General features: G+C 40.7%; 19 protein-coding genes. 5 read left to right on the forward strand and 14 right to left on the reverse strand.

Annotation, left to right across the window (positions count from 1 at the left end; all coding sequences use genetic code 11):
- The first annotated feature begins 37 nt into the window (after positions 1-37).
- The gene (locus LC454_RS09255; protein ID WP_120260264.1) at positions 38-412 is read left to right on the forward strand and encodes a DUF3127 domain-containing protein; all 375 of its coding nucleotides are present in this window, start codon (positions 38-40) and stop codon (positions 410-412) included.
- A gap of 292 nt (positions 413-704) precedes the next feature.
- Complete coding sequence (locus LC454_RS09260) at positions 705-1,169, forward strand: copper resistance protein NlpE (RefSeq protein WP_223581697.1); 465 nt, start codon at positions 705-707, stop codon at positions 1,167-1,169.
- 18 nt (positions 1,170-1,187) lie between these two features.
- Here LC454_RS09260 and LC454_RS09265 read toward each other — a convergent pair whose 3' ends face one another.
- From LC454_RS09265 to LC454_RS09285, 5 genes are all read right to left on the reverse strand, one after another.
- Entirely contained in the window at positions 1,188-2,189 is a 1,002-nt protein-coding gene (locus tag LC454_RS09265) for an acyltransferase (protein WP_223581699.1), read from the reverse strand.
- A gap of 20 nt (positions 2,190-2,209) precedes the next feature.
- Positions 2,210-3,361, reverse strand: coding sequence for an MFS transporter (locus tag LC454_RS09270; protein ID WP_223581701.1), 1,152 nt, complete (start codon positions 3,359-3,361; stop codon positions 2,210-2,212).
- A 230-nt stretch (positions 3,362-3,591) separates the two neighbouring features.
- A complete protein-coding gene (locus tag LC454_RS09275; protein WP_223581703.1) occupies positions 3,592-4,122 on the reverse strand; it encodes a fumarate hydratase in 531 nt (176 codons plus the stop codon).
- Positions 4,123-4,125: 3 nt separating this feature from the next.
- Positions 4,126-5,523 (reverse strand): class II fumarate hydratase, encoded by a 1,398-nt coding sequence (gene fumC / locus LC454_RS09280; RefSeq protein ID WP_223581705.1) that lies wholly within the window; start codon positions 5,521-5,523, stop codon positions 4,126-4,128.
- A 184-nt stretch (positions 5,524-5,707) separates the two neighbouring features.
- Positions 5,708-6,277, reverse strand: coding sequence for a hypothetical protein (locus LC454_RS09285; protein WP_223581707.1), 570 nt, complete (start codon positions 6,275-6,277; stop codon positions 5,708-5,710).
- Between the two features lie 256 nt (positions 6,278-6,533).
- On the opposite strand from LC454_RS09285, the gene LC454_RS09290 reads away from it, so the two are divergent.
- The gene (locus tag LC454_RS09290; protein WP_223581709.1) at positions 6,534-8,144 is read left to right on the forward strand and encodes a S41 family peptidase; all 1,611 of its coding nucleotides are present in this window, start codon (positions 6,534-6,536) and stop codon (positions 8,142-8,144) included.
- Here LC454_RS09290 and LC454_RS09295 read toward each other — a convergent pair.
- The 5 genes from LC454_RS09295 to uvrA form a co-directional block, all read right to left on the reverse strand.
- Positions 8,134-9,297, reverse strand: coding sequence for an endonuclease/exonuclease/phosphatase family protein (locus LC454_RS09295; RefSeq protein WP_223581711.1), 1,164 nt, complete (start codon positions 9,295-9,297; stop codon positions 8,134-8,136). The genes LC454_RS09290 and LC454_RS09295 overlap by 11 nt on opposite strands.
- Positions 9,242-10,120, reverse strand: a complete 879-nt coding sequence (locus LC454_RS09300) for a rhomboid family intramembrane serine protease (RefSeq protein ID WP_223581713.1) — start codon at positions 10,118-10,120, stop codon at positions 9,242-9,244. The genes LC454_RS09295 and LC454_RS09300 overlap by 56 nt, the downstream gene beginning before the upstream one ends.
- Before the next feature lie 11 nt (positions 10,121-10,131).
- On the reverse strand, positions 10,132-10,809 hold the full coding sequence (locus LC454_RS09305) for a rhomboid family intramembrane serine protease (protein WP_223581715.1): 678 nt from the start codon (positions 10,807-10,809) through the stop codon (positions 10,132-10,134).
- Positions 10,810-10,822: 13 nt separating this feature from the next.
- A complete protein-coding gene (gene mutL / locus LC454_RS09310) occupies positions 10,823-12,703 on the reverse strand; it encodes a DNA mismatch repair endonuclease MutL (protein WP_223581717.1) in 1,881 nt (626 codons plus the stop codon).
- Positions 12,704-12,834: 131 nt separating this feature from the next.
- Complete coding sequence (gene uvrA, locus LC454_RS09315; protein ID WP_223581719.1) at positions 12,835-15,678, reverse strand: excinuclease ABC subunit UvrA; 2,844 nt, start codon at positions 15,676-15,678, stop codon at positions 12,835-12,837.
- 337 nt (positions 15,679-16,015) lie between these two features.
- On the opposite strand from uvrA, the gene LC454_RS09320 reads away from it, so the two are divergent.
- Positions 16,016-17,071 (forward strand): DUF2157 domain-containing protein, encoded by a 1,056-nt coding sequence (locus LC454_RS09320; RefSeq protein WP_223581721.1) that lies wholly within the window; start codon positions 16,016-16,018, stop codon positions 17,069-17,071.
- A 56-nt stretch (positions 17,072-17,127) separates the two neighbouring features.
- Here LC454_RS09320 and LC454_RS09325 read toward each other — a convergent pair whose 3' ends face one another.
- A complete protein-coding gene (locus tag LC454_RS09325; protein ID WP_223581723.1) occupies positions 17,128-17,805 on the reverse strand; it encodes a response regulator transcription factor in 678 nt (225 codons plus the stop codon).
- 11 nt (positions 17,806-17,816) lie between these two features.
- Positions 17,817-19,136: a sensor histidine kinase gene (locus tag LC454_RS09330; protein ID WP_223581725.1), complete on the reverse strand. Its 1,320-nt coding sequence runs from the start codon at positions 19,134-19,136 to the stop codon at positions 17,817-17,819.
- A 113-nt stretch (positions 19,137-19,249) separates the two neighbouring features.
- On the opposite strand from LC454_RS09330, the gene LC454_RS09335 reads away from it, so the two are divergent.
- Positions 19,250-21,622, forward strand: coding sequence for an outer membrane beta-barrel family protein (locus LC454_RS09335; protein ID WP_223581726.1), 2,373 nt, complete (start codon positions 19,250-19,252; stop codon positions 21,620-21,622).
- An 81-nt stretch (positions 21,623-21,703) separates the two neighbouring features.
- On the opposite strand, the gene LC454_RS09340 is transcribed toward LC454_RS09335, so the two are convergent.
- Positions 21,704-22,120 carry an OsmC family protein gene (locus LC454_RS09340; protein WP_223581728.1) on the reverse strand — a complete coding sequence of 139 codons (417 nt, stop codon included), beginning with the start codon at positions 22,118-22,120 and terminating at the stop codon, positions 21,704-21,706.
- A 225-nt stretch (positions 22,121-22,345) separates the two neighbouring features.
- Positions 22,346-23,704 carry an SGNH/GDSL hydrolase family protein gene (locus tag LC454_RS09345; protein WP_223581730.1) on the reverse strand — a complete coding sequence of 453 codons (1,359 nt, stop codon included), beginning with the start codon at positions 23,702-23,704 and terminating at the stop codon, positions 22,346-22,348.
- Positions 23,705-23,706 lie beyond the last annotated feature (2 nt).

Here is a 23,706-nt window from a genome sequence, read left to right on the forward strand (position 1 = left end):
TGCTTAATTTTACGCTTTAATATTTATTTTTTTGATTATGGAAATTAGAGGAAAAGTACACGAGATAGGAGCGACACAACAAGTGACAGAATCATTCAAAAAACGTGATATGATTGTAGCTTATGCCGAAAACCCACAATTTGTTGAATATATCCGTTTTGAATCAACACAAGACAGAACTTCAATTTTTGATAACCTAGCTATTGGCGAAGAGGTAGAGGTATCTTTTAATCTTCGTGGTCGTCCTTGGACAAATAAAGATGGCGTAACGACATATTTCAATTCATTGGTTGCATGGCGTGTAACAAAACTAGGAAATGCTGCTCCAGCACCATCTACTCCAGGTTATGCTGATATGCCTGCTCCTGTAGATTTGTCTGGTTCATCAGATGATGATGATTTGCCGTTCTAGTCTGAAATAAGACATTCAAATCCTGTCGGCATAGCCGATACATGCATTGTATGTATCGTATTTTGCCTTACAGTATATCATATAGATTGGACTGCCCTGTTCGGGCAGTCCTTTTTATTTTGCGCACATTCTGCCTCGGTTTGCTCACCCTTATTCGATATCCAACTGCTACGCAACACGCTTTGGGTACCACTCGTTATTTTATGGTGTGCAATTTTTTGAATCACATCAATTATTTTCTTGGCGCCGAAATTGCTTGATATGGGGTATATTTAAATCAAAACAGCACATTATGAAATCATCAGTATTATTTATTTGCCTGGTAGCACTTTCTTTAAGTGCATGTAATCAAACAAAAAAGGAAAATCAACAAGTGATAGCAGCAGATTCGTCCGATCATACAACGATGATAGCAGATACCGTCCATACGTCTCAAAATTCGTTGGACTGGCCCGGTAAATATGAAGCAACCATTCCCTGTGCGGATTGTGAAGGTATAAAAACTAATATTACTTTAAAAAATGACAATACTTTCTCGATTGTAAGTGAATATATCAATAAGAACACCAAAGTTGAAGATTCAGGTAAAGTCATGTGGCATGACAATGGTTCTGTTGTACACCTGACGGGCAAAGAAACCAATATGAAATTAAAGGTAGGTGAAAATAGACTGATCGGACTGGATCAGGAAGGCAAAGAGATCGATGGTCCCAATGCGGATCGCTATATTTACAATAAGGTCGAAGGCGAAAAATAATAGCTGGATCAAAACGAATTAACCACTCACATATTTCCCAAACGGGATCTTTCGCAGGCAATATGTCAGCAAAGCACTGGCGAATAAAGTGAGAATCGCTGCTACCGGTATTTTCCAAAGCGTCGCTAACGGTAGCAGTGGATGAATATAATTCAAAAACAAGATATGGCTTAAATAGATGCCAAAACTATGGATGTCGATGAATTCCCAGAATGCACTCAACCGTTCTGGGAGTTTTAGACATTGGATAAATACAAATAATAAGCCTGCACTTAATGCAATATTGGGTGAAAGATAATTATACAATGTAGGGTCAAATTCGCCTTTTTCCAGACTGAGATAGTAAGTCCCCCAACCCGTAATCAGACAACAACCTACAAAGAGGGGGAGGCTATGCCATCTTAACTGGGGGAGCGGATGATTGTAGAGATAGTACCCCAAGACGAGATAACCCATGTAGCCTGTAAAAAAGGTTAGGTCAAAATTCGGAAGATATGCATTAAACCATTTGTTGCTGAAAAACAGTGAAGCAAACCACAGACATAAGAAAATCTCAATCTCTCTTTTTGAACAGTTCCGGATCATTTTTCGCAAAAAAGGTATTGCTAGATAGAGCCCGATAAGCATGTAGAGGTACCATAGGTGTGCGTTGCTTCCTGACTTTAAGCGAATTAACACGATGTTGATAACTTGTGGAAAACCCACATACTCAAAATCAATGTAACGGATAAAATAATAGATCAGGTAGACAATGGTCCAAAAGACAAATGGCGGAATAATTTTAAACAGACGTTTTTTGTAGAATGTGCCTGTATCTTCATCTCTTTGCAAAAGCAATGCACCTGAGATGATGACAAAAAGAGGGACTGCAAAGCGCGAAAAGCTATTGATCCAATTGGCATAATCCCAATCAAAAGAATTAAAGTCATTACTATTTAAATAGCCCGAAGAAGAGTGGATTAGAATAATCAAAAAGATTGCTATAATACGCAATACACTGATATAACTACTTCGGGCCATTAGAATCTTTTTTTTATGTGTTAACTTTTATTGTCATAGACCTTGAGGTACATCAAGGTCAACAAAGCGCCGATACTTGCCATACCCACACCTACCAAGGAGGGGGTATTATACGCTAATCCCATAGTGATGGGAATGCCTCCTAAAAATGCACCAAGTGTATTGCCGAGATTAAAAGCAGCTTGTCCGCCTGCTGCGGCTAATGTTGCGGAATCTTTCGAAGCCCGGATCAACATCAGCTGGGTTGGTGAACCGATGGTAAAAGAAACCAAGCCAGTAATAAAAGCCAAAGGATACGCTGTCCAGCCTAGTGGCGAAACAAAATAGACCATAACCAAACAGAGCGCCATAGCCGAGAAACTCGCGATAGCTGCTTTTGTTGGTGAGATTGTGTCTGCCAATTTCCCGCCGATCAGATTTCCGAAAAACATACCAACACCTATCAAAATCATAATCAGCGGTACCCGGTCAGCAGGAACGCCAGAAACTTTAGTCGCCAAGGGAGCAATATAACTGATCCAGGCAAACAACCCACCTGTACCGATAGCAATAATCGCCATTAATAACCAAGCAATCTTTTTGTTGAAAAAGCTGAGCTGACTGAATATATTATTTCCTTTGGAAGCCTCAATTTTCGGCATCCAGGCATATATTGCAGCGAAGGTAACCAGTCCCAGTATACTGATAATGCCGTAAGTCAGTCGCCAGGAATAATGATGACCAAGATAGGTTCCTAACGGAACTCCGGCGAGGTTCGCAATAGTCATGCCCGTAAACATGATCGAGATGGCCTGAGCCTCTTTGCCTTTCGGTGCAAGCTTGGCTGCAACAACGGATCCTACGCCAAAGAATGCTCCGTGTGGAAGTCCAGCCATAAAACGTGAAAGACTGATCAAAAACTGTCCCGGTGCAATACTGAATAAGCCGTTGAAAATAAAAAATAGTAACATCAAAAAGAGTAAAACCTTTTTTGGAGGATATTTACCCGTGAATAAGACTAACGTAGGAGCACCTACAACTACACCGAGCGCATACAGGGCAATAAGGTGAGCCGCAGTAGGGATTTCGATATGCAGATCCTTAGCAATATCAGGCAGAATACCCATCATCGTAAATTCGGTCATCCCGATGGCAAGTCCCCCAAAAGCTAAGGCAATAATTCCTTTGTTCATATGGATGGTTGGAAGTTGATAATCAAAAGTAAAAATAAAAAACGGGTTATTACATGTTGATTTACGCATCGATGTAATAATCCCTTTGGACGAGCCGATCGATCAAGATCAGGTTGAAGTAGACCACCAAAGGCTTGCGTAGAGAACAAAGATTAAGGGGCAAGGATTAAAGACAGTGCTCGTAAGCCGCTGGCTTGAACAAGTAAAGTCTAAATACTAATATCTCAATACTAATATCTCTTTTTAGGTACGCAGGTAATATCTTTGGTCTTTCTAAGGACAATAGGACGTTGATCAAATCGACTTTCCAGTACAACGGAGTCCGCAGAATGATAAACAACTTTAAAACGTGGAATATATTGACCCGAAAGATAACAACCTGAGATCTTCTGCTTGCCATTTTCTTTGGTGTATATTCCGTCTACGATAACCGAATCACCACGTAGCACATAAATACCTTTGGCATGCTCTGTCCAGGAACCGTTTTTATAGCAACTATCAGGGATAGTCTGTACTTTGTTGTTCACATGCATTGTCGCATAAACCGAATCACAGGTAAACTTAAATTCAGCCAATGTATATTGCATCATCTGCTGCTGTCCCGGAATACTGTCCTGTACCCACTCGCCCTGTAAAAATGAAGCTCCTTCACCCTGCATATCTGAATTAAATTTGCAGGCGGTAAAAAAGAAAAACATACCTATGGCAAGAGCCAGTAGGTATGTTTTTGATGTTATATTTTTTATTGAAATTATTGCCACAGCTTATTTTAAACTTCCAACCATTTCTTCAGGTTTTACCCAAGCATCAAAATCTTCCGGAGTCACATAACCCAAACGTACTGCTTCTTCTTTAAGTGTAGTTCCGTTTTTATGCGCCGTTTGTGCAATTTCAGCAGCTTTGTAATAACCAATTTTCGTGTTTAACGCAGTTACCAACATCAATGAGTTGTCAACCAATTCTTTGATGCGTTTGTAGTTAGGCTCGATACCGGCAGCACAGTGCTCTTCAAAAGAAATACAAGCGTCACCCAATAAACGTGCAGACTGTAAGAAGTTAGCTGCCATCAATGGTTTAAATACATTCAACTCATAATGCCCTTGTGTACCACCAATAGTGATCGCAACATCGTTCCCCATAACTTGGGCAGCGACCATTGTCAATGCTTCACATTGTGTAGGATTCACTTTACCTGGCATAATAGATGATCCCGGTTCGTTTTCTGGAATAAGGATTTCACCGATACCTGAACGAGGACCAGAAGCTAACATACGGATGTCGTTGGCAATTTTATTCAATGCTACAGCCAATTGTTTCAACGCACCATGCGTCTCTACGATAGCATCATGTGCTGCCAAAGCTTCAAATTTGTTCTCCGCAGTAACAAATGGAAGACCTGTAAATTCAGCAATGTATTTTGCAACAACAACATCATAACCAGTAGGTGTGTTTAAACCAGTTCCTACAGCAGTACCGCCTAATGCTACCTCAGATAGATGTGAAAGTGTATTTCTTAGCGCTTTCAGACCATGGTTTAATTGTGCCACATAGCCAGAAATCTCTTGACCTAATGTCAATGGTGTCGCATCCATTAAGTGTGTACGACCGATTTTAACAACATTTTTGAACTCTTCAGCCTTTTTAGCCAATGTATCACGTAGTTTTTCAACACCTGGAATGGTTACTTCGGCAACAGCTTTATAAGCTGCAATATGCATTCCAGTAGGGAAGGTATCATTTGATGACTGTGATTTGTTTACATCATCATTAGCTTTTAATACAGGTTCTCCTTCGCCAATCTTATGTCCAGCTAATACTTGGGCACGGTTTGCCACAACTTCATTCACATTCATGTTGGATTGTGTTCCCGAACCAGTTTGCCAGATCACCAATGGGAACTGATCGTCTAGTTTACCAGCTAGGATCTCATCACAGACAGTTGCAATGGCATCACGTTTTTCAACAGGTAATACACCCAATTCGTGGTTTGCATATGCTGCTGCTTTTTTCAAGTAAGCAAAACCTGCGACGATCTCATGTGGCATAGAAGCTGCCGGTCCGATTTTGAAGTTGTTGCGTGAACGTTCTGTTTGTGCACCCCAGTATTTATCTGCAGGTACTTGAACTTCACCCATCGTATCTTTTTCAATTCTGAATGACATATTGTTTTGTATAAGTAAAACGTAAAAATTAATCAGTATCTGTGCAAAGCACAGAACACATCGATCACAAAGTTAACGGATAATACAGTAAAAAGTAAAAATTAAAAGGTAAAAATCAAAAATTGAAACAATTAGTAAGCCATAGGCTTGTATAACCAAAATCTAAATACTCTCTACTCAAGACTTAAAAGCCAAGACGCTTGGTCAGGAATTCATTTACATGATGAAATACCTGCTTTGGTTTTAATGCACGCCAAGATAGTTCATTGAGTGCACCGCCAAAATTGATGTAATAATCAATATTCTGTTGTTGAAATTCTTCAATGACATGGTCACGGAAGCCTACGCCCGCAATCCAGCCATCGTCGATATCTTGGAACCATTCCTCATAATAGGAGTCATCGGAAGCATGGAAATTCAATACATTCTCTCCAATGAGGATAAAATATTTTATACCTTGACTGATCATGACATCTATAAGCTCTCTTTTCAGTAACATGATATCATTGTATATGGCATCATTCCATTCACCGATCAACTCAATAACACAGTATTGTTTTTCATAATCGACAAATAATACCTTTAGATACAGCGTGAGCGAACCGAATTCATCCCATTGTGGATGCAGTAAAAAATTGTAGATCTGTTTGTCGAAATCGAATTCGCTGTATACTGTGCCATAAAATGGTGATTGTCCGTCCTCGGCAGCGATATAATAGTCGCGCCAATTGTAATAAGGTTCGATTTCGTGCATATATTAAATTCCTTTCCAAATTCAAACTAAGATAAATTTGTGCTTATTTGCAAGTTTCATTGCCGCTATTTCGTGTTTTCTGTCAAAGCGAGTGAGCGGAACTTCTGGACGTAAACAGTCAGCGACAATTTTTTGTTTTTAATGTAAAATTATACGGCTGTTTACAGATTAAACCGAATAAACTTGTTACTTTTGAGACGTAATTTCATGAGCGCACAGGCTCGGTTTATCTTTTTATAAACACTGGGTTTTTCCAATGCAAAAGAGTATTAAGCGAAATATTTTTGTAGCCGCTACATATGCTGCAGTATTGCTTCTTGGCTTGCTGTTGGGACAGAATTATGCCGAAGAACAAGGTAGTAACCAAAAAACAACATTTTCAAGTTTAGGCTCCAATGGAAATTCGGACAAATTACAATATCTGGTCCAGCTGATCGCTGAAAATTACGTTGACAATATTAGCGTTGACACTGTGCAAGATGAAGCCATTGAACACGTTGTTTCTCGCCTTGATCCCTTCTCCACTTTTTTACGACCTAATCAGGTGCTCGCTAAGCAGGAAACGCTGGAAGGTTCATTCGATGGAATAGGCGTGGAATATTTCCGTTTAAAGGATACGCTGCTTGTCGTAGGAATGGTTTCTGCAGGACCTGCGGAGAAAAGCGGCATGCGGATCGGTGATCGTATTTTAAAAATCGGGAACAAGGATCTTGCGGGGAAAAAAGTGCCTGAGGCAGAAATTGAAAAATTGATTCGTGGAAAGAAGGGAACTGCTGTATTTATTTCGATCCAACGGAATGGACAGGCACTCGTTAATCCGCTGAAAGTCATCCGTGACCAGGTAAACGTAACAAGCCTTGATGCCTCTTATATGATCGCTCCTAAGACTGCTTACGTCAAGATCCGTCGCTTTGGACATAAGACCTCAGACGAATTTAAACAGTCGCTGATTGATCTGCGAAAAAGCGGTGCGCAGGACCTCATCTTAGATCTACGAAATAACGGTGGCGGATTTGTGCATACTGCGATAGATCTGGCGGGACAGTTTTTTAAAGAAAAGAGACTGTTGATGTATACCGAAGGGGCTAATGAACAACGTCAGGATTATTATTCAGAGAAACCGGGTGAGTTTGGTGACGGTCGTGTGGTCATATTGATCAACGAAAGCACAGCATCAGCGAGTGAGATTCTGAGTGGTGCCTTACAGGATTTAGACCGGGCTACTGTCGTAGGAAGGCGATCCTATGGAAAAGGACTAGTCCAGGAGCAATTTGATTTCTCCGATGGATCTGCCGTAAATTTGACTGTCGCGCGATATTATACCCCATTAGGAAGATGTATTCAACGTAAATATAGCCGGGCAAACTTTGATGCTGCAAAATATATGACAGGTTTTGATCTCTGGACACTTGATACCGAATTTCGTCAAAAGGAAATGTTTACAACAAGCAAGGGTAAACTGGTTTTTGGTGGTGGTGGAATTTTGCCGGATGTGAATATCCCAATTGATACCAACGAAACAAGCGCTAAGTATCGGGAGATCTACCATTCCAATTCAATCGAAGAATTTGTGTACGACCGGTTCACCAAACATCTACCAGCATATTCCATTGAAAACTTTATCAGTGGTTACCATTTACCTGCGGCAGAGTTTGATCTTTTTATTTCATTTCTGAAAACACAAAAGCGGATTCCGGTGAATGCAAATGAAGCAAAAAATCTGCATGATCTGATTCAGTCGGATATTGAAGCTTTGGTCGGAAGGTATTATTTTGGCCGCGAAGCTTATTATAAAATAAAAAATAGAAGGGATAAATTTATCGAAATAGGTCTCAAATCGTTGGGCTATCAGATGCCTAAGGTTTAAGTCGTAAATCTGACCACACCGGGTAGTGGTCGGACAGCTTTTGTTTGACGACCTGATAATTCATAACCTGAAATTTTGGACTGGCAAAGATATAGTCAATCTGAAAAATCGGCAAAAGCGCATGGTGGGTGACCCCCCATCCATTTCCTTTCTCCTTAAAGGCATTATACATGCCATCTCCAATTAGATTCACCGAATAACTCATAGGCGTATCATTAAAATCACCAACAGCAATATAAGGGTACTGACAGTCATTCATATGTTTTTTCAGCGAATGAGCCTGTTCACTGCGGAGTTCAAATGCATTTTTTAGCTTTCGGCTTAACCGGCGAGTGGCCCTATTATCTGTTTCAGTCTTGTTGGACAGATTTTGAATAAATTCCTTGTCTTCGTTCTGCAGGGCAAAGGATCGCAGGTGGATATTATAGATGCGCACCAAGGTGTCCTGCTTTTTGATGTCCACATAGCATATTCTGTTGATGCCATAGTCATTGTCACGAATAGTGCCCGAATCGTAGATGGGAAAACGGGATAAAACAGCCATGCCATAGGCCTCGTAGTCATTTTTGGAACTGGGTTCAAAGAAGAAATAATCGTAACCCAATTTGTCCTTAAACTCTTCGGAGAAAACATGTTTCCCTTTGATTTTACTGATATACTCCTGAAAGCAAATGACATCAGGAGAGATGCTATCAATGATACGGACAACGTCGGCTTTAAAGTTCTTTTTTTCCTCATCAACTTTTTTGAACAAATGGGCATTGAAAGTCATGATGCGTAATGTCCGTGTTTCAGAAGGGACAGGTGGGTTTTCTTTGCGGATATTCCAATGTTTGGTTAGAAAGGGCCACCCCAATAAGATTGCTGCCAAAGAGTAAAGGGCAACCTTTCGTTTACGCAGTAACCAGTAACAGATAAAGCCAATATTGACAAGCAGAATAGGAAGGTAGCCCAGCCCCATAAATGCAATGGGCCAAAAAGATTTGGGGTTGATGAAGGTTGCAGAGTAACTCATGAGCAATGCAATGATCCCAAGCATATTTGCCAGGAACATTGTTTTGCTTATAAATCCCAGTTTTCTCCTTAAAAATGTCCTTCTATCCATCAACCTTGTCGCCACTATTGCTTGCCCTAAAGAGCGTTTCTTTTTCATGGTGTGTCAGACTTTCATAACCAGATACTGAAATCTTGTCCAGGATAGCATCAATTTCATCCTGATTTGGTAAGTCATAACGATGTTTCCGATTTGTCGGTATATGATTGCCTACAACAACTTTCATTTTTGCAGGCTTTTTTTGTTTTTTCTGAAAAAGTGTTGACCAGTCCATTCCTGATCTTAGGGCATAGGTAAAAGCCATTCCAAAGAGAACAACAGCAAAGTAAGAGACTGCGGCAGGTCTGTTGCCAATGGCGAAAAATAAAAATTCCAATGCAAAATAGACGATGGCTACTATTTTTAATTTAACAGTACCAAACAGTAATAGCCGCAATTCATAGTTCGGAACTAAAGTGACAATTGCTGCGAGTACCGCTGCCAATGGATGAGCTCCCCCCATTAAATGCAGATCTGTCGGCGGAGGAATAAGTGTGCCAAAACCCACATAGAGGGTACTACTCAAGAGCCATGAGGCAATGTAGACAAAGAAAAACTGTCTTTTATTTAAGAATGTGAAGAATATCTGGCCTACCCAATACAGCCATAAGCTGTCGAAGATTAAATTTAAAAGCTGAACATAGACAAAATTGGACGAAATCAAGGACCAAGGCTGTGCTAAGAAAACCGAAAAATTGCTTGGTAAACTCAAATGCTTAACGATAGGCTGTAGGAAACTTTGAGCGATAAATTTCAACTCAAAGAGCAGGTCCAAAAAATAAATGAGGATAAATAAACATACCTGAATACTGATCACAACCGGAATCGGTGAACCTGTTTTATATGTTTGTCTCCAAAAATCTTTTAAACCAATGCTATTCATTATTCGCGCTATTAATAAATTCCCTTTCTAATCCTCCAAAATTTGAGTAGCAAGTAACCAAACAGTGCACCACCAACGTGTGCTAGATGGGCTACCGAATCCCCTGGCCTAGATAAGCTCATATAGATCTCGATCAAAATATATCCTCCGATCATATATTTTGCTTTGATTGGTACAGGAATAAACAAAAATTGAAGCGGTATGTTTGGGAAAAGGTAAGCAAAAGCGAGTAATACACCATATATGGCACCAGAGGCACCCAGCATACGTGAAGTATAGATCTCTTGCACCAAACCTGGATTGGATGTGTTTAGCGTGGACAAGTCCAGACTATGGTGCAATGGGAAGAAGCTTCCTGTTGCATTAAATATTTCAACACCCTGAACACCCATTTGCAATAGCCATGCTCCAATACCCGAAATCAGGTAGAAATTCAAAAAACGTTTTGGGCCAAGTACTTGCTCGATCATCGGGCCAAAGATGACCAAAGAAAACATGTTAAAGAAGATATGACCGAGGTTAGCATGCATAAACATATGCGTGATTATCTGCCATACTTTAAAATATGGCGAGTCAGGGTAGAAAACCGGAAGATAATTATGGGCAATGGGCACAAATTCTGATCCTAAAAAGAATACAATATTTACGATCAGTAAATTCTTGATAACGGGTGTCAATTGTTGAAACATATAGTTTTATCTTCTAGTTTTTACCAAATTTTTCTGCTAATTCCTGCAATGTAAATGTTACGATAACAGGGTTACCATAGATGGAGATATTCGGTGATTGACAGGCAAAGAGCTTGTCGACCAATTCTGCCATAGCGGTGTTGTCAAGCTGTGTGCCTGGTTTGATCGCAGCATTGCGAGCAAGGCTTTTCGCTAGATTCTCGCGTTTAGCTAGCTTGTATTCGGATTGATTATTTTTATAATCTTCCAATATTTTTTCAATCATTTTGATCTCATCAAAGCCTGTTCCCAAGTCTGCCGGAATTCCGTCAATAATATAGGAATTTTTTCCAAATTCACGAATCTGAAAACCTAGACCGTTGATGTCGTCCAATAAGTCTTTCATCAACTCATTATCCGCAGGGTTGAGATCTATGGTCTGCGGGAATAAACTTTGTTGGCTCAAACCTTTATGCTGATCGAGCTGCTCCAGAAACTGTTCAAATAAAATACGTTCGTGGGCAGCTTGTTGATCAATAAGGATAAAACCAGAATGAATCTGTGAAACAATATACTTATTGTGCAGCTGAAAAAATAATTTAGAGGAAGTTTTATCTTCCACTTGGATGGCCTGTGGGCGGTCCGTCTCCAATTCTGAACCAGTATGCAAAGGAAGTTGTACAGACTCCTCCTTTTCGACGATCTCGTACAATGAATCCCAATTGCTTGGTATTCCCCCTGTTTTTTTTGCAAAGCCTTCCGCATAACTATCCGATCTGGAATACGACGATTTGGACTTGTCCGTGTCAAAAGGGTTAAAATCTGGATTAAAGGTGACTGTTGGCGCAATAATTTCGTCCAATGATTTCTTGGTAATCAGATTGGTGAAGCTTGTCTCCTGTTCAAAATCCAAAGAAGGCATGATATTATAGCGTCCCAGTGACCTTTTCACCGCTGAACGGATGATGGCATAAATTGCCTTGTCATCCTCATATTTGATTTCGGTCTTTGTTGGGTGTACATTGATGTCAATACGAGCAGGATCTATATCGATAAATAGGACATAAAACGGAAAAGTTTCCGCTTGCATAATATCCTCGTACGCATTCATAACCGCATGGTGCAGATAAGGGTCACGGACAAATCGCCTGTTGACAAAGAAAAACTGTTCGCCACGTGTTTTCTTCGCAAATTCAGGCTTTCCGACAAAACCTTCCACTTTAATAATGGATGTATCCTCTTCCACAGGGACCAGTCGTTGGTTGTAGTTGTTTCCGAAGATATGGACAATCCGTTGTTTCAGTGTCTCAGCAGGGAGATGATATATTTCATTTCCATCACTATGTAGTGAAAGGAAAATCTGTGGATTGGACAAGGCGATACGTTGAAATTCGTCAATGATATGGCGCATTTCAACAGAATTGCTCTTTAAGAAGTTCCTGCGGGCAGGAATATTGTAAAAAAGATTTTTGACTAAAATATTTGTTCCAGCAGCAACAGCTTCTGGATATTGATTGACAACTTTTGATCCTTCTATTTCGACCACAGTACCAAGTTCATCTTCGATACGGCGAGTTTTTAGTTCTACTTGTGCTATCGCAGCGATGGACGCCATCGCTTCCCCACGGAAACCCATGGTGCGAATAGCAAATAAATCTTCAGCTTTCCGGATCTTTGACGTCGCATGGCGTTCAAAGCAAAGGCGAGCATCTGTTACGCTCATGCCACAGCCATTGTCAATGACTTGGATCAACGATTTGCCCGCGTCTTTAACAATAAGTTTTATTTTGTCAGCTCCAGCATCAATGGCATTCTCAATCAATTCTTTAATGGCAGACGCTGGTCGCTGCACCACTTCTCCCGCCGCAATCTGATTAGCAACATTATCTGGAAGTAATTGAATAATATCCGACATATAATACAAAGTTACGAAATATCCATATTTAGACAGCACAAACACAAATGAAAATCAACTGGATATTCCAGATGGCCTCTAAAACCGTCGAAGCCTTGTGCCTGCCTTTAATAAATATGGGCTCTTCGCTGTTATGACATCTCCAGTTTTAGGAAACGTGCGGTTTCGCTTTTCTTGTTTTTAATTAAATTTTCTGGGGTTCCTTCAAATAATACTTGACCACCCTCTTTCCCGCCTTCAGGGCCGATATCAACCACCCAGTCCGCGGATTTGACAACATCAAGGTTGTGTTCGATAATCAAGACTGTATTTCCACGGTCTACAAGTCGGTTGATCACACCCATGAGTACATTGACGTCTTCAAAATGAAGTCCTGTTGTCGGTTCATCGAGGATGTAAAATGTGTTTCCGGTATCTTTCTTGGAAAGTTCTGTGGCAAGTTTCACCCGCTGTGCCTCTCCTCCAGATAAGGTCGTAGAAGATTGACCTAAGGTAATATAACCTAAACCCACATCCTGTAAGGTCTTGATTTTTCTGTAAATGCTTGGCACATTTTCAAAGAAATCAACAGCATCATTGATGCTCATATCAAGTACATCCGAAATAGATTTACCCTTGTAGCGCACTTCCAAAGTTTCTCGGTTATAACGCTTTCCGTGACATGTTTCACAAGGAACCTGCACATCAGGAAGGAAATTCATTTCAATCACCTTCAACCCTGCACCCTGGCAGGTTTCACAACGCCCACCTTTGACATTGAACGAAAAACGACCAGGTTTATAGCCTCTAATTTTTGCTTCGGGAAGCTGAACGAAGAGCGTGCGTATATCGGAGAATACACCTGTATAGGTTGAAGGATTGGACCGTGGTGTACGGCCAATAGGGCTTTGATCAATTTCAATGACTTTATCAATATACTCCAAGCCCTCAATCTTTTTGAATGGAAGTGGAGTCGCTTTTGCCCGGAAGAAATGTTTATTTAAGATCGGGTACAATGTACCAGTAATCAAACTCGATTTCCCAGAGCCTGAAACACCTGATACAACGATTAATTTGCCGAGTGGAAAGGTTACAGTCAAGTTTTTTAGATTATGCCCTGTAGCGCCATGAATGGTCAGTGTTTTGCTGTTGCCTTCACGACGTTTTTCCGGGATCTTAACCTCTTTTTTCCCATTAAGATAAGCTGCGGTCAAGGAGTCTGATTTTAAGATCTCGTCGGGCTGGCCTTCAGCAACGACTGTACCACCATGAACACCCGCCGCCGGGCCCATATCAATCACATAATCCGCATGTAAGATCATATCCTTATCATGCTCAACAACCAAGACCGAATTGCCTATATCACGTAAGTTTTTGAGCGCCTTAATGAGACGTTCGTTGTCGCGTTGATGTAATCCGATGCTCGGTTCATCCAGAATATAAAGTACGTTGACCAACTGTGAACCAATCTGGGTGGCTAAACGGATCCGTTGCGCTTCCCCTCCGGATAAGGTTTTTGCTGTACGATCCAATGTCAGGTAATTCAGGCCTACATCCAAAAGAAAGCCCAAACGAGCCCTTATTTCTTTAAGTATTTCTGTAGCAATGACCAATTGGCGTTCATCCAGTTTGCTCTCTACCTGATCGAACCATTCTTTTAACGCAGAAATATCTAATGTTGATAGCTCATGGATATTCTTGTCTGCGATCATAAAGTGAAGCGATTCTTTCTTCAACCGTGCTCCTTCGCAAGTAGGGCAGGTAACTTTGGTCCTGAAATCATCCAGTGAAGGTGCTTCATCAGAAGATTTTCCCGAAAATTCCTCGAGCATTTTGAAGATACCTTCAAATTCCACACGATATTCACGGGTACCATAACTTCCATAGGATACGGTGACGACAATAGGTTCTTCTTTATTACCAAACAAAAGTTGGTCGATCTGCTCATCGCTCAATTTTTCCAGTGGTGTTGTTACCGCAAAATCCAATTTTTTGGCTACTGCTTTAAGTACTTCAAAAGTCCAGTTCTCCCGTGTTGGCCCCAATGGTGCCAGCCCCCCTTTTTGAATACTGAGTTTCTTGTCAGGAATGACGGCATTTTTATCAATCTCAAAGATATAGCCTAACCCATCACATGTCGGACAGGCGCCATAAGGTGAGTTGAATGAGAAGGTATTGGGTTGGGGTTCATCATAAGAGATCCCTGACTCCGCATCCATCAGATAGCGACTATAAAATTGTTCCTGATTATCCTTGGTAGACACTTTGATAATGCCTTTTGCCGTTTTCATGGCTTGCATAACCGAAGTCTGTAGCCGCTTTTTGTCATCGCGTTCTATTTTCAGACGGTCAACGACAATCTCAATATCGTGAATTTTATAGCGGTCTACTTGCATTTTTGGGACAAGGTCCAGTATTTCACCGTCTACACGTACTTTGACATAACCCTGTTTACGAATTTGCTCAAAAAGCTCCCGATAATGTCCTTTACGTCCTTTTACAACAGGAGCGAGGATATTTAACGCTTGCCCTTCAAACTCGTCCAAAATACGGTCGATAACCTGGTCGTCAGACATGCGTTCCATTTTTTTGCCAGTGACATAGGAGAATGCTTCACCTGCGCGGGCAAACAAAAGACGCATAAAATCATATACTTCAGTGATGGTTCCTACGGTTGACCTTGGATTTTTGCTCGTTGTTTTCTGTTCAATGGAAATCACAGGGCTCAAACCCGATATCTTGTCCACATCCGGACGCTCCATACCCCCCAAAAACTGACGGCTATAGGCACTAAAAGTTTCCATGTACCGACGTTGTCCCTCCGCATAAATGGTGTCAAAAGCCAAGGAAGACTTTCCACTGCCACTTAAACCGGTGATGACGACCAATTCATTTCTCGGAAAAGATACATCTATATTTTTTAGATTGTGCGCACGCGCTCCAAATACTTGAACTTCACTCTGTTCGCCCAAATCTGGGCTTCTTTTTACTGCCATGAAAACTCCTTAAAACCCTTGTAAAGGGATAAAATGCAAAACATGCAAAATTACAGATTTTAAAGGAATTATGCGAGCCTATCTGACTTTTGGAATAAAATGTGATATACAGGTGATGCGGAGCTCTTGTGATGCTGCAATGATTTAGGAAAGTTATGAAGGTTATTGTTATCTTGTGATCGATTTAGATCGTTATGACAACCTTGTAAGCTGTAAGTTTATACAGGAAGTGTCTCGAAAATAAAACGTTAAAATTAAAAAAGCCAATTCAACGAGTTTGTAGACCAGAGTTATGTTTCACTAGGGTCTCAATGCTCAATACTTAATACAATAAATAATGCGAAAATACGACGTCAGCAAACAGGAGAAACAATCCATCGAAGATATTGTCCAATTTTGGAAAAAGGAGAATCTCTTGGATGAACAAAAAGCCAATGAACTGATGGATAGCCTCGATGTTAAAAGTTTTGATTGGGGGCAACTGGCGCGTTATGCTTTTTGGATCGCCTTAGCCTCTTTGGTATTCGCTGTTTTTTCGCTATTTACAGACGCTTCTTTCCTGGCTTTTGTGGATACCCTCTATGAAGCACCCAACATTTTATTCTGCTTCTTTTTTGCTGCGGTTGCTGTACTGTTCTATACACTGGGGTTTCGTTATAAAAAGCGTTATCCTTATAAGAATCTTTCCACAGAAACGATGATGTTGATCGGAGTATTCGGAACGGCAGCCTGCATCGGGTTTATGGGCAAGGTATTGGATAAAGATACCATGCATTATTCGCTTTTGTTTTTATTGTCCGTCGCGATCTACGGAATTCTCGCCGTAAAGCTCGATAGCAAGCTGATCTGGACTTTTATGCTATTGGCCCTTGGCGTTTGGTTCGCTACCGAGACAGCCTATCACAGCAACTGGGGATTTAAATTCTGGGGAATGAATTATCCGTTGCGCTTTACTATTTTCGGTGCAATGATCACAGCAGCAGCGGTTTGGCTGCAGCCGCGTTTCGAACGCTTGCAGATCTTTCAGCCGGTCAGTTATATTATTGGATTGATTTACCTCATGGTCTCCTTATGGACACTGTCCATTTTTGGTAACTATTCGGATTTTTACGAATGGACCACCGTCCGTCAATACCATATGTTTTATTGGGGTATTTTATCTACAGCAGTGTCCGCTTTTCTCGTTATTTATGGGCTAAAAGCAAAAGATAATGTCACCCGTGAGGTGGGTTTTGTGTTTTTGGTACTGAATATCTATACACGCTATGTCGAGTACCTATGGGATAATATCAATAGAGCTGTATTTTTCCTGATCCTGGCAGTTTCCTTTTGGTTTGTCGGACGCTGGGCGGAAAAATTATGGAATAGACGAAAAGAGGAGCTTGAAAGGTAATAACAATTGAATCCTCCAATAGATGGCATCGTTAAAAACAACCTCTGGTGTAAGTTTCAGAAATGAACGGTAAACCCTACACCACGATTCGAACTAATGCTAAGAGTGGGGTCATGGCTCAGGTATTTTCGAATACGTGTGATAAAGACGTCCATGCTTCTACCCGTAAAAAAATCAGCAGTTCCCCATACTTTTTCGAGAATATCTTCCCGCGTTACGAGTTGACCATTGTGTTGACACAGGAATAACAGCAACTGTGCTTCACGTTCTGTGAGCTTATAGTGTTCAAGAGCATGACTTAACAGTAGCTGGTCTGGTGAAAATAGATATGAACCAATTGAAATGGAACCTGATGAAACATGTTTTTGATTACGCTTTAATATATTCTGTATACGAAGTAACAACTCTTCGGGATCACAGGGTTTGGTGATGTAATCATCAGCACCGATTTTCAAGCCCGTTAGTTTATCGATCTTTTGCTCCTTGGCTGTTAAAAAAATAAATGGAAGTAAAGGAAAAAGCGTATTGATCTCTTTTGCTAAAGTGAAACCGCTCACTTGTGGAAGCATAACATCCAAAATAATTAAATCATAACTCGTGAGCCTTTGAAAATTGGCAGTAAGATCATTCGGTTGTTCAATCCAATCCACGTTAAAATCCGAAAGCTCCAGGTATTGTTTCAACATAAATCCAAAATCCGGATCATCCTCTACCAGTAATAGTTTATTCTTCATAACCCGATAAATTAGCGTGGTAAGAGCACTGTAAAAGTTGTTCCATGTTGCAATTTACTCATAACCTTGATCTCCCCGCCGTATTTCTTGATGATATTCTTAACAAGGAACAGACCGATCCCTAATCCCTTTGTATCATGGATATTGTCTTTTTGGATACGGTAAAACTTTTCAAAAATATAGGGCAACTCGCTTTCTGCCATACCTTGACCATTGTCCTTGACCTGAATGGATAGATAATTTTTCTGTTCTTCAAGACGAATACCCAACTGTGTGGCACCATACTTAACAGCATTATTCATTAAGTTATTAAATAATGTCGTAGCATCAGTGACGTTAAGGCAAATTTGCGCTTTGGGGCCTGGCTCTAAAATGAGCTGGATGGTTGGATTACAAAGCTGAAAATCACTAAAAATCGCCTGTAGCTCCCCTGCTGTTATTGGGGATAGGCTTGATGCGCTTTGATTCTCGCTTAATGGATCTAGCGTTTGCTCTAAGCGGCTTACCTGGCGTTCAATAACCGTGATGATGTTATCATCGGTAGACTTTCGGAGTGTTTTAGCCGCAATTTTTAAGGTCGCAACCGGTGTTTTTAGCTCATGCGAAATATTGTCTACGACATCATGTAATACCGCAATCTGTTTGTCTTGTTTTCGGAGATTCGTGATGGTTCGATAAAATAGCCAGATAAATGCTGCCAGAATCAATAAGGTGCTTAACAGGAGGGAAGCCAGCTCCTTAAATAAAATCCAGCCCAGATTGACCACTTCAAAGGAAGTCTTTCGCGGAACTGAAAAAATATATAATATTTCTTTGCTTTCGATACGATCCTCTATCTTATTTGTTTCTGTTTTTTCCGTAACCCATTTGCTTGTGGATAATTCCGTGGGATTGTGAAAGGTACCGCTTGTTGTATAGACGGTGATCGGTCCTTTGGCCAATGGTTTTACAGCATCTTTATAATAAATACCTAGTATTTCCTGTTTAAGGATGACATGCATACCCAAGGGCTGGAATATACTGTCGACATATTTAGTCAGCTCTCTGGAAGTTTTATGCGCATGTGTTTGATATAGATTTTTTAGGCTTTCTTCTGTGATCTCTTTCTTGACCAATTTGATGTAGTAATCTCTAGCGATATCCTTGCTTAATAGGTTGTGGTCAAAAATGGAATCGGAGTCATCTAAGTTGTCCAGATTCTTTTTGACCATCCCGAGCATCTCACGTTGTTTGAGTTGGTAGGTGTTGTACAATTGATAACCTTGGATGCCGATAAGAACAGCAAAAAATAAGATGAAAAGAATAATATAGTTTTTAGGTTTCAATTCCATATACAAATATAATTGCTTGCAAGCAACATCAGACACCTTAACACAGCATTAACTCTTCATTAACCATATTTAGCGGAGGTAATGGACAATTTTGGAGCATTAAATACCGAAATATGAAAGGATTATTATTTTTGCTTTTAGCACCTTTGCTTTCTACAGCACAGACTAGGCAAGTAGGGGGACAGATTCAAAATGGAAATAGCGAGAGACTGGCTGATGCATCTATTGTGTTATTGGATAGCACTTATCAACAGGTTCGCGAAATGAAGACTGATCTTTCCGGGAAGTTTGAATTAGCATTAGCACAGCATACGAAATACTATCTCAAAGCATCACATTTGAATTTTGGCACCAAGGAATTATTTTTTTACAGCGATACCATAAAAAGTCCGCTGATCGTGACGCTTCTTCCTAAGGCGAAAGAGCTTGAGGAAGTGAATGTTGTAGGCCGGCAACCCCGATTGATCCGCAAGTTGGATCGCCTAGAATTTAACGTACGGCATAGTAACCTCTCTGCGCTCAATACCTGGGACATCCTTAAACGTACACCTTTGGTGATGGCGAGTGGCTCGGACTTAATGGTCCGCGGAAGTAAAAAGATTATGGTGCTGATCAATGACCGCAAGATTCTGCTCAGTGGTGAGGAACTGAAAACCTATCTAGAGAATACCGCGGGCAACGATGTCCAGTCCATCGAGGTGATTACCAATCCCCCTGCAAAATATGAAGCGGAGGGAAGTACAATCATCAATATCAAGCTTTCCAAATCTACCTTATATGGCTATCGGGGTACGGTAGTGGGCCTGGCAGAAAAAAGCACGACCTGGAAACAGTTGTTTGGACTGACACAGTATTACAAGAATGAAAAATTCAATCTACGGGCAACATACAATTTTGGACGCGGTACCTATGCCCGTTATGAAACAAACTACGTGTATTACCCGAAGGAACAGACTTCATGGGAAGGCACGATGGATCGTTTCGATACCAATAATAGCCAAAATAGTTATGTGCTTTCTATGGAATATACACCAGACACAACATGGTCAATCAATATGGGCTTAACGGGTTATTATGGGCCGAGGTCCTACGGCATCTATGAGGTGCCTACAGTAATCTATAACAAAGACCATGTGCAGGAATCCAGCTATTTTACAACAAATGATCATGAACGGTCCAATAAAAACAACAATCTATATCTCCAGGTGGCCAAGAAACTCAGTTCCAAATGGAGTATCAATTGGTCTTCTTATTTCACGTCCAGCAGTGCGACCAACGATCAAGATGTTTTGACAGCATTGAATTTTAAGGGGGAAAAACCATCAAGTACGCGTTTTATCAGTAATAACGATAGTGAAAACCGACTTTTTTCCACACAAATGGATATTACGGGAAAGATTAAAGGGCTAGAGGTTGAGTTCGGTGGAAAGTTTAGCGCTGTCAAAACAACAAGTGACTTAATATTTTCGGACGATGAATCAGGTACCCTTCAATACCGGCCCGACAAGAGCAGCCTGTTTGATTATAATGAGCGTAATGCCGCCCTATATACATCGTTTAACTATAGCTGGAAGAAATGGAGCTGGAAAGCGGGTTTAAGAGGGGAGTATACCGATCTAGAAGGACGGGTTTCAGAACCGGAGGACATGAATAAAAAGGATTATTTTGTGTTATTTCCCACTTTCTACATGCAATATGCGCTCTCGGATCAGCAGCAATTCGGATTTTCCTATGGTAAACGCATCAGCCGTCCCGCTTATTCATGGCTTAATCCGGCGAAATCCTATTATAACCTGTTTTCATATTTCCAGGGAGATCCCCGCTTGAGGGCTACGATTGTGCATAATCTCAACCTGACCTGGACAAAGGATAATTGGAATATGGATCTATTTTATCGTTTTGAAAAATGGCCTAATATGGAAATTGCTTTGCAGGATAACATCAATCACCAGCTGATCTTTCAATATACCAATATTAAGAAAGGGCAAGGGGCAGGAATAGATTTGGGGAAGAGCTTTCAATTGACCTCCCGTTGGGGATTAAATCTTCAACTGGAAGGAATGTACAATGAAAACTATTTTATGGGGGCCGATGCGGTGTTGCATAAGAACGATGTTTATATCGGTAATGGTAACATAAGTTCAAACTATATCCTGGACAAAAATGCGGGTTGGAATCTGGAACTCGGCAATACGTTTACCTCACCGACTATTCAGGGACCATTCCGAATTACAGGCTACTCCAGTACCTACGTGATGACCAATCGAAAGTTTTTTAATAAGCGATTAGAGGTCAACCTTGCGTTTATGGATATTTTTAGGACAGAGAAAATGAGAATATCGTCAAAATATGCCGATCAAAACAATTATTTTGATGATTATCGGGATACAAGAAAGGTAAATGTGACATTGCGGTATCACTTTGGGAACCAAAAGGTCAAGAGCGGCAACCAACCGAATAAGACCGAAGAGCAAACAAGACTTTAGCCCCGCATTATTATTTATATAGCTGTCTATTGTTCAGATTTTTTATTGCAAACAAATCTGAACAATAGACAGCCTAAAATATTAGTTTATTTTTAGCGAATAAGTGATGTTGATACCACCCGCTGCAAGCATATCATGTACTGAACAATATTTTTTGACAGCTAGCTCGGCTGCTTTCGCCGCCTTCACTTCATCAATTTCCCCTTTGAGGAAAAAGTTGATATGAATATCCGTAAACACTTGGGGCACTTCTTCACGGCGCTTTCCTTCTACTTCCACTTGGACATCATCAATTTGCTGACGTTGTTTTAATAGAATACTATGTAGGTCAAAAACGCTGCAAGAACCCAATGCCATCAATACCAACTCCATGGGGCGAACACCTTTTCCTTCACCACCAATCGCTTCAGAACCATCGATGTTGACTTTGACGGAAGATAATTCACTGCTGGCTTCGAAATGCACAGCTTGGTTGACACGGTTTAATTTGATTTTCATAAGAATAATTATTTACTATGCGTATTGTATTTCTCTGTTAACGCATCCACGCGGCCACTATGATGACTTCCACTGTACCATTCTTATCCTATGCAGATTTGTTAGGTGTAGCTTTTGAAGCGGATGAATGCTAAACAAAAATAAGCATTGTCTAACAAAAAAAGGTCATCTGAATGTTCAATTCAAATGACCTTTTTTTGTTATCCTTTTGGCTAATTTATAGCACTAAGGTAAGGCAACTCCACCATACTGGCTGACATTTACTTTCCCTAATTTGGTGCTATATTTTGCATTGATCGCATCAACAAAAACATTGGCCATAATGGCATAGCCCATAGGTGTTAAGTGAACACCATCCAACGAAAATATATTACCAGTGATATATTTATTACTGATGGCGATACCGTTAATCTGATAGCCCGATTTTACTTTGTTCAAGAAGCTGTAGATATCCGCTACTGCAAGTTTTTTGCTGTCCGCAATCTGTTTGATCGTTGTGTTTAGCGCGACGATACGATCTTGGACCATTTTTGCCTCAGCCTCATCCAATACAAAATTGTCGCCAACAGGATTTGCCGGATGTAGACCGTAAGGAGCTGGATTGACAATGCCAGTTACAGGATCTTTGAGATCTCGTCTACCCAATAAGCCAGCCGAAGAAAATGGCAGAATAAACATGTCTTTATCCGTTGCTGGACGAAAAGGGGCTGTCTTTGTTTTAATGTAGATATCCGTGAGTGGTGCGGCATTGGGATCTTGTGCTTTTAACGCCGCATTCGCTGCAGCCAATAATGCCTGACGTGTTACTGTTGTGAAGTAAGGAACGGCCGTCACATCAGGAATGGTCGCAACAACTCCTTTTTGTTCTTTGCTGGTCAATTTGGTTATAAATTCAGTATAACGCACTGTAAAGGTCTGTTCTGAAATCAAGGCATTTGTTGGATCAGTGGTTACAGCACCGTTTGTGGCATAGCCCAGCACATCATTATTTCCTAAACAGAAGGAGAAAAATGTATGGTCTTTCGTGGTTGCGAAATCTACATAAGTTGTGGTAACTGGCGCATTGTCTGGTAGCAATCGCTCAAAATAAGGATTCCCTTTTGTGGTACCTATTCCTGGCGCAAATGCCATATCCAAACGCATTCCCGGTACGCCCAGATTATTGATGGGACCAGTGTACTTGATGTAAAGCGGCTTTTTGTCTTCCGTTTGTCCACGGATGGCCAGGTGGTCAGTAATTGTACCCAATTGCGGTTGACCGTTCACCAGTGCTTTTAAATATAAGAACCCGCTACCATTATAGTTTTCCGCAGGAAAATAAGGTTGCAAAAACTCTCCTCCGCCTACTTTTTTCATTTCTTGAGCGAGCATATTCGGGAAAGATTGTTCCTGACCCTTGAGACTGAGCCCACTATTGGCGTAGCCAGAAGTTAGTGAGTTACCAACAGCTATATATTTGCTGAAATCTACATTTTCGGGATTTCCGCCTTTGGTGTCAAGGTCGATAGACGGTTTACAGGACGCAGCCAATGCTATCGCCGCAAAACCAATATAAAGCTTAATATTTTTTTGAAATCTTTTCATAA

Origin of the sequence: Sphingobacterium sp. GVS05A, from assembly GCF_019969845.1 — a bacterium.
Classification (GTDB): domain Bacteria; phylum Bacteroidota; class Bacteroidia; order Sphingobacteriales; family Sphingobacteriaceae; genus Sphingobacterium.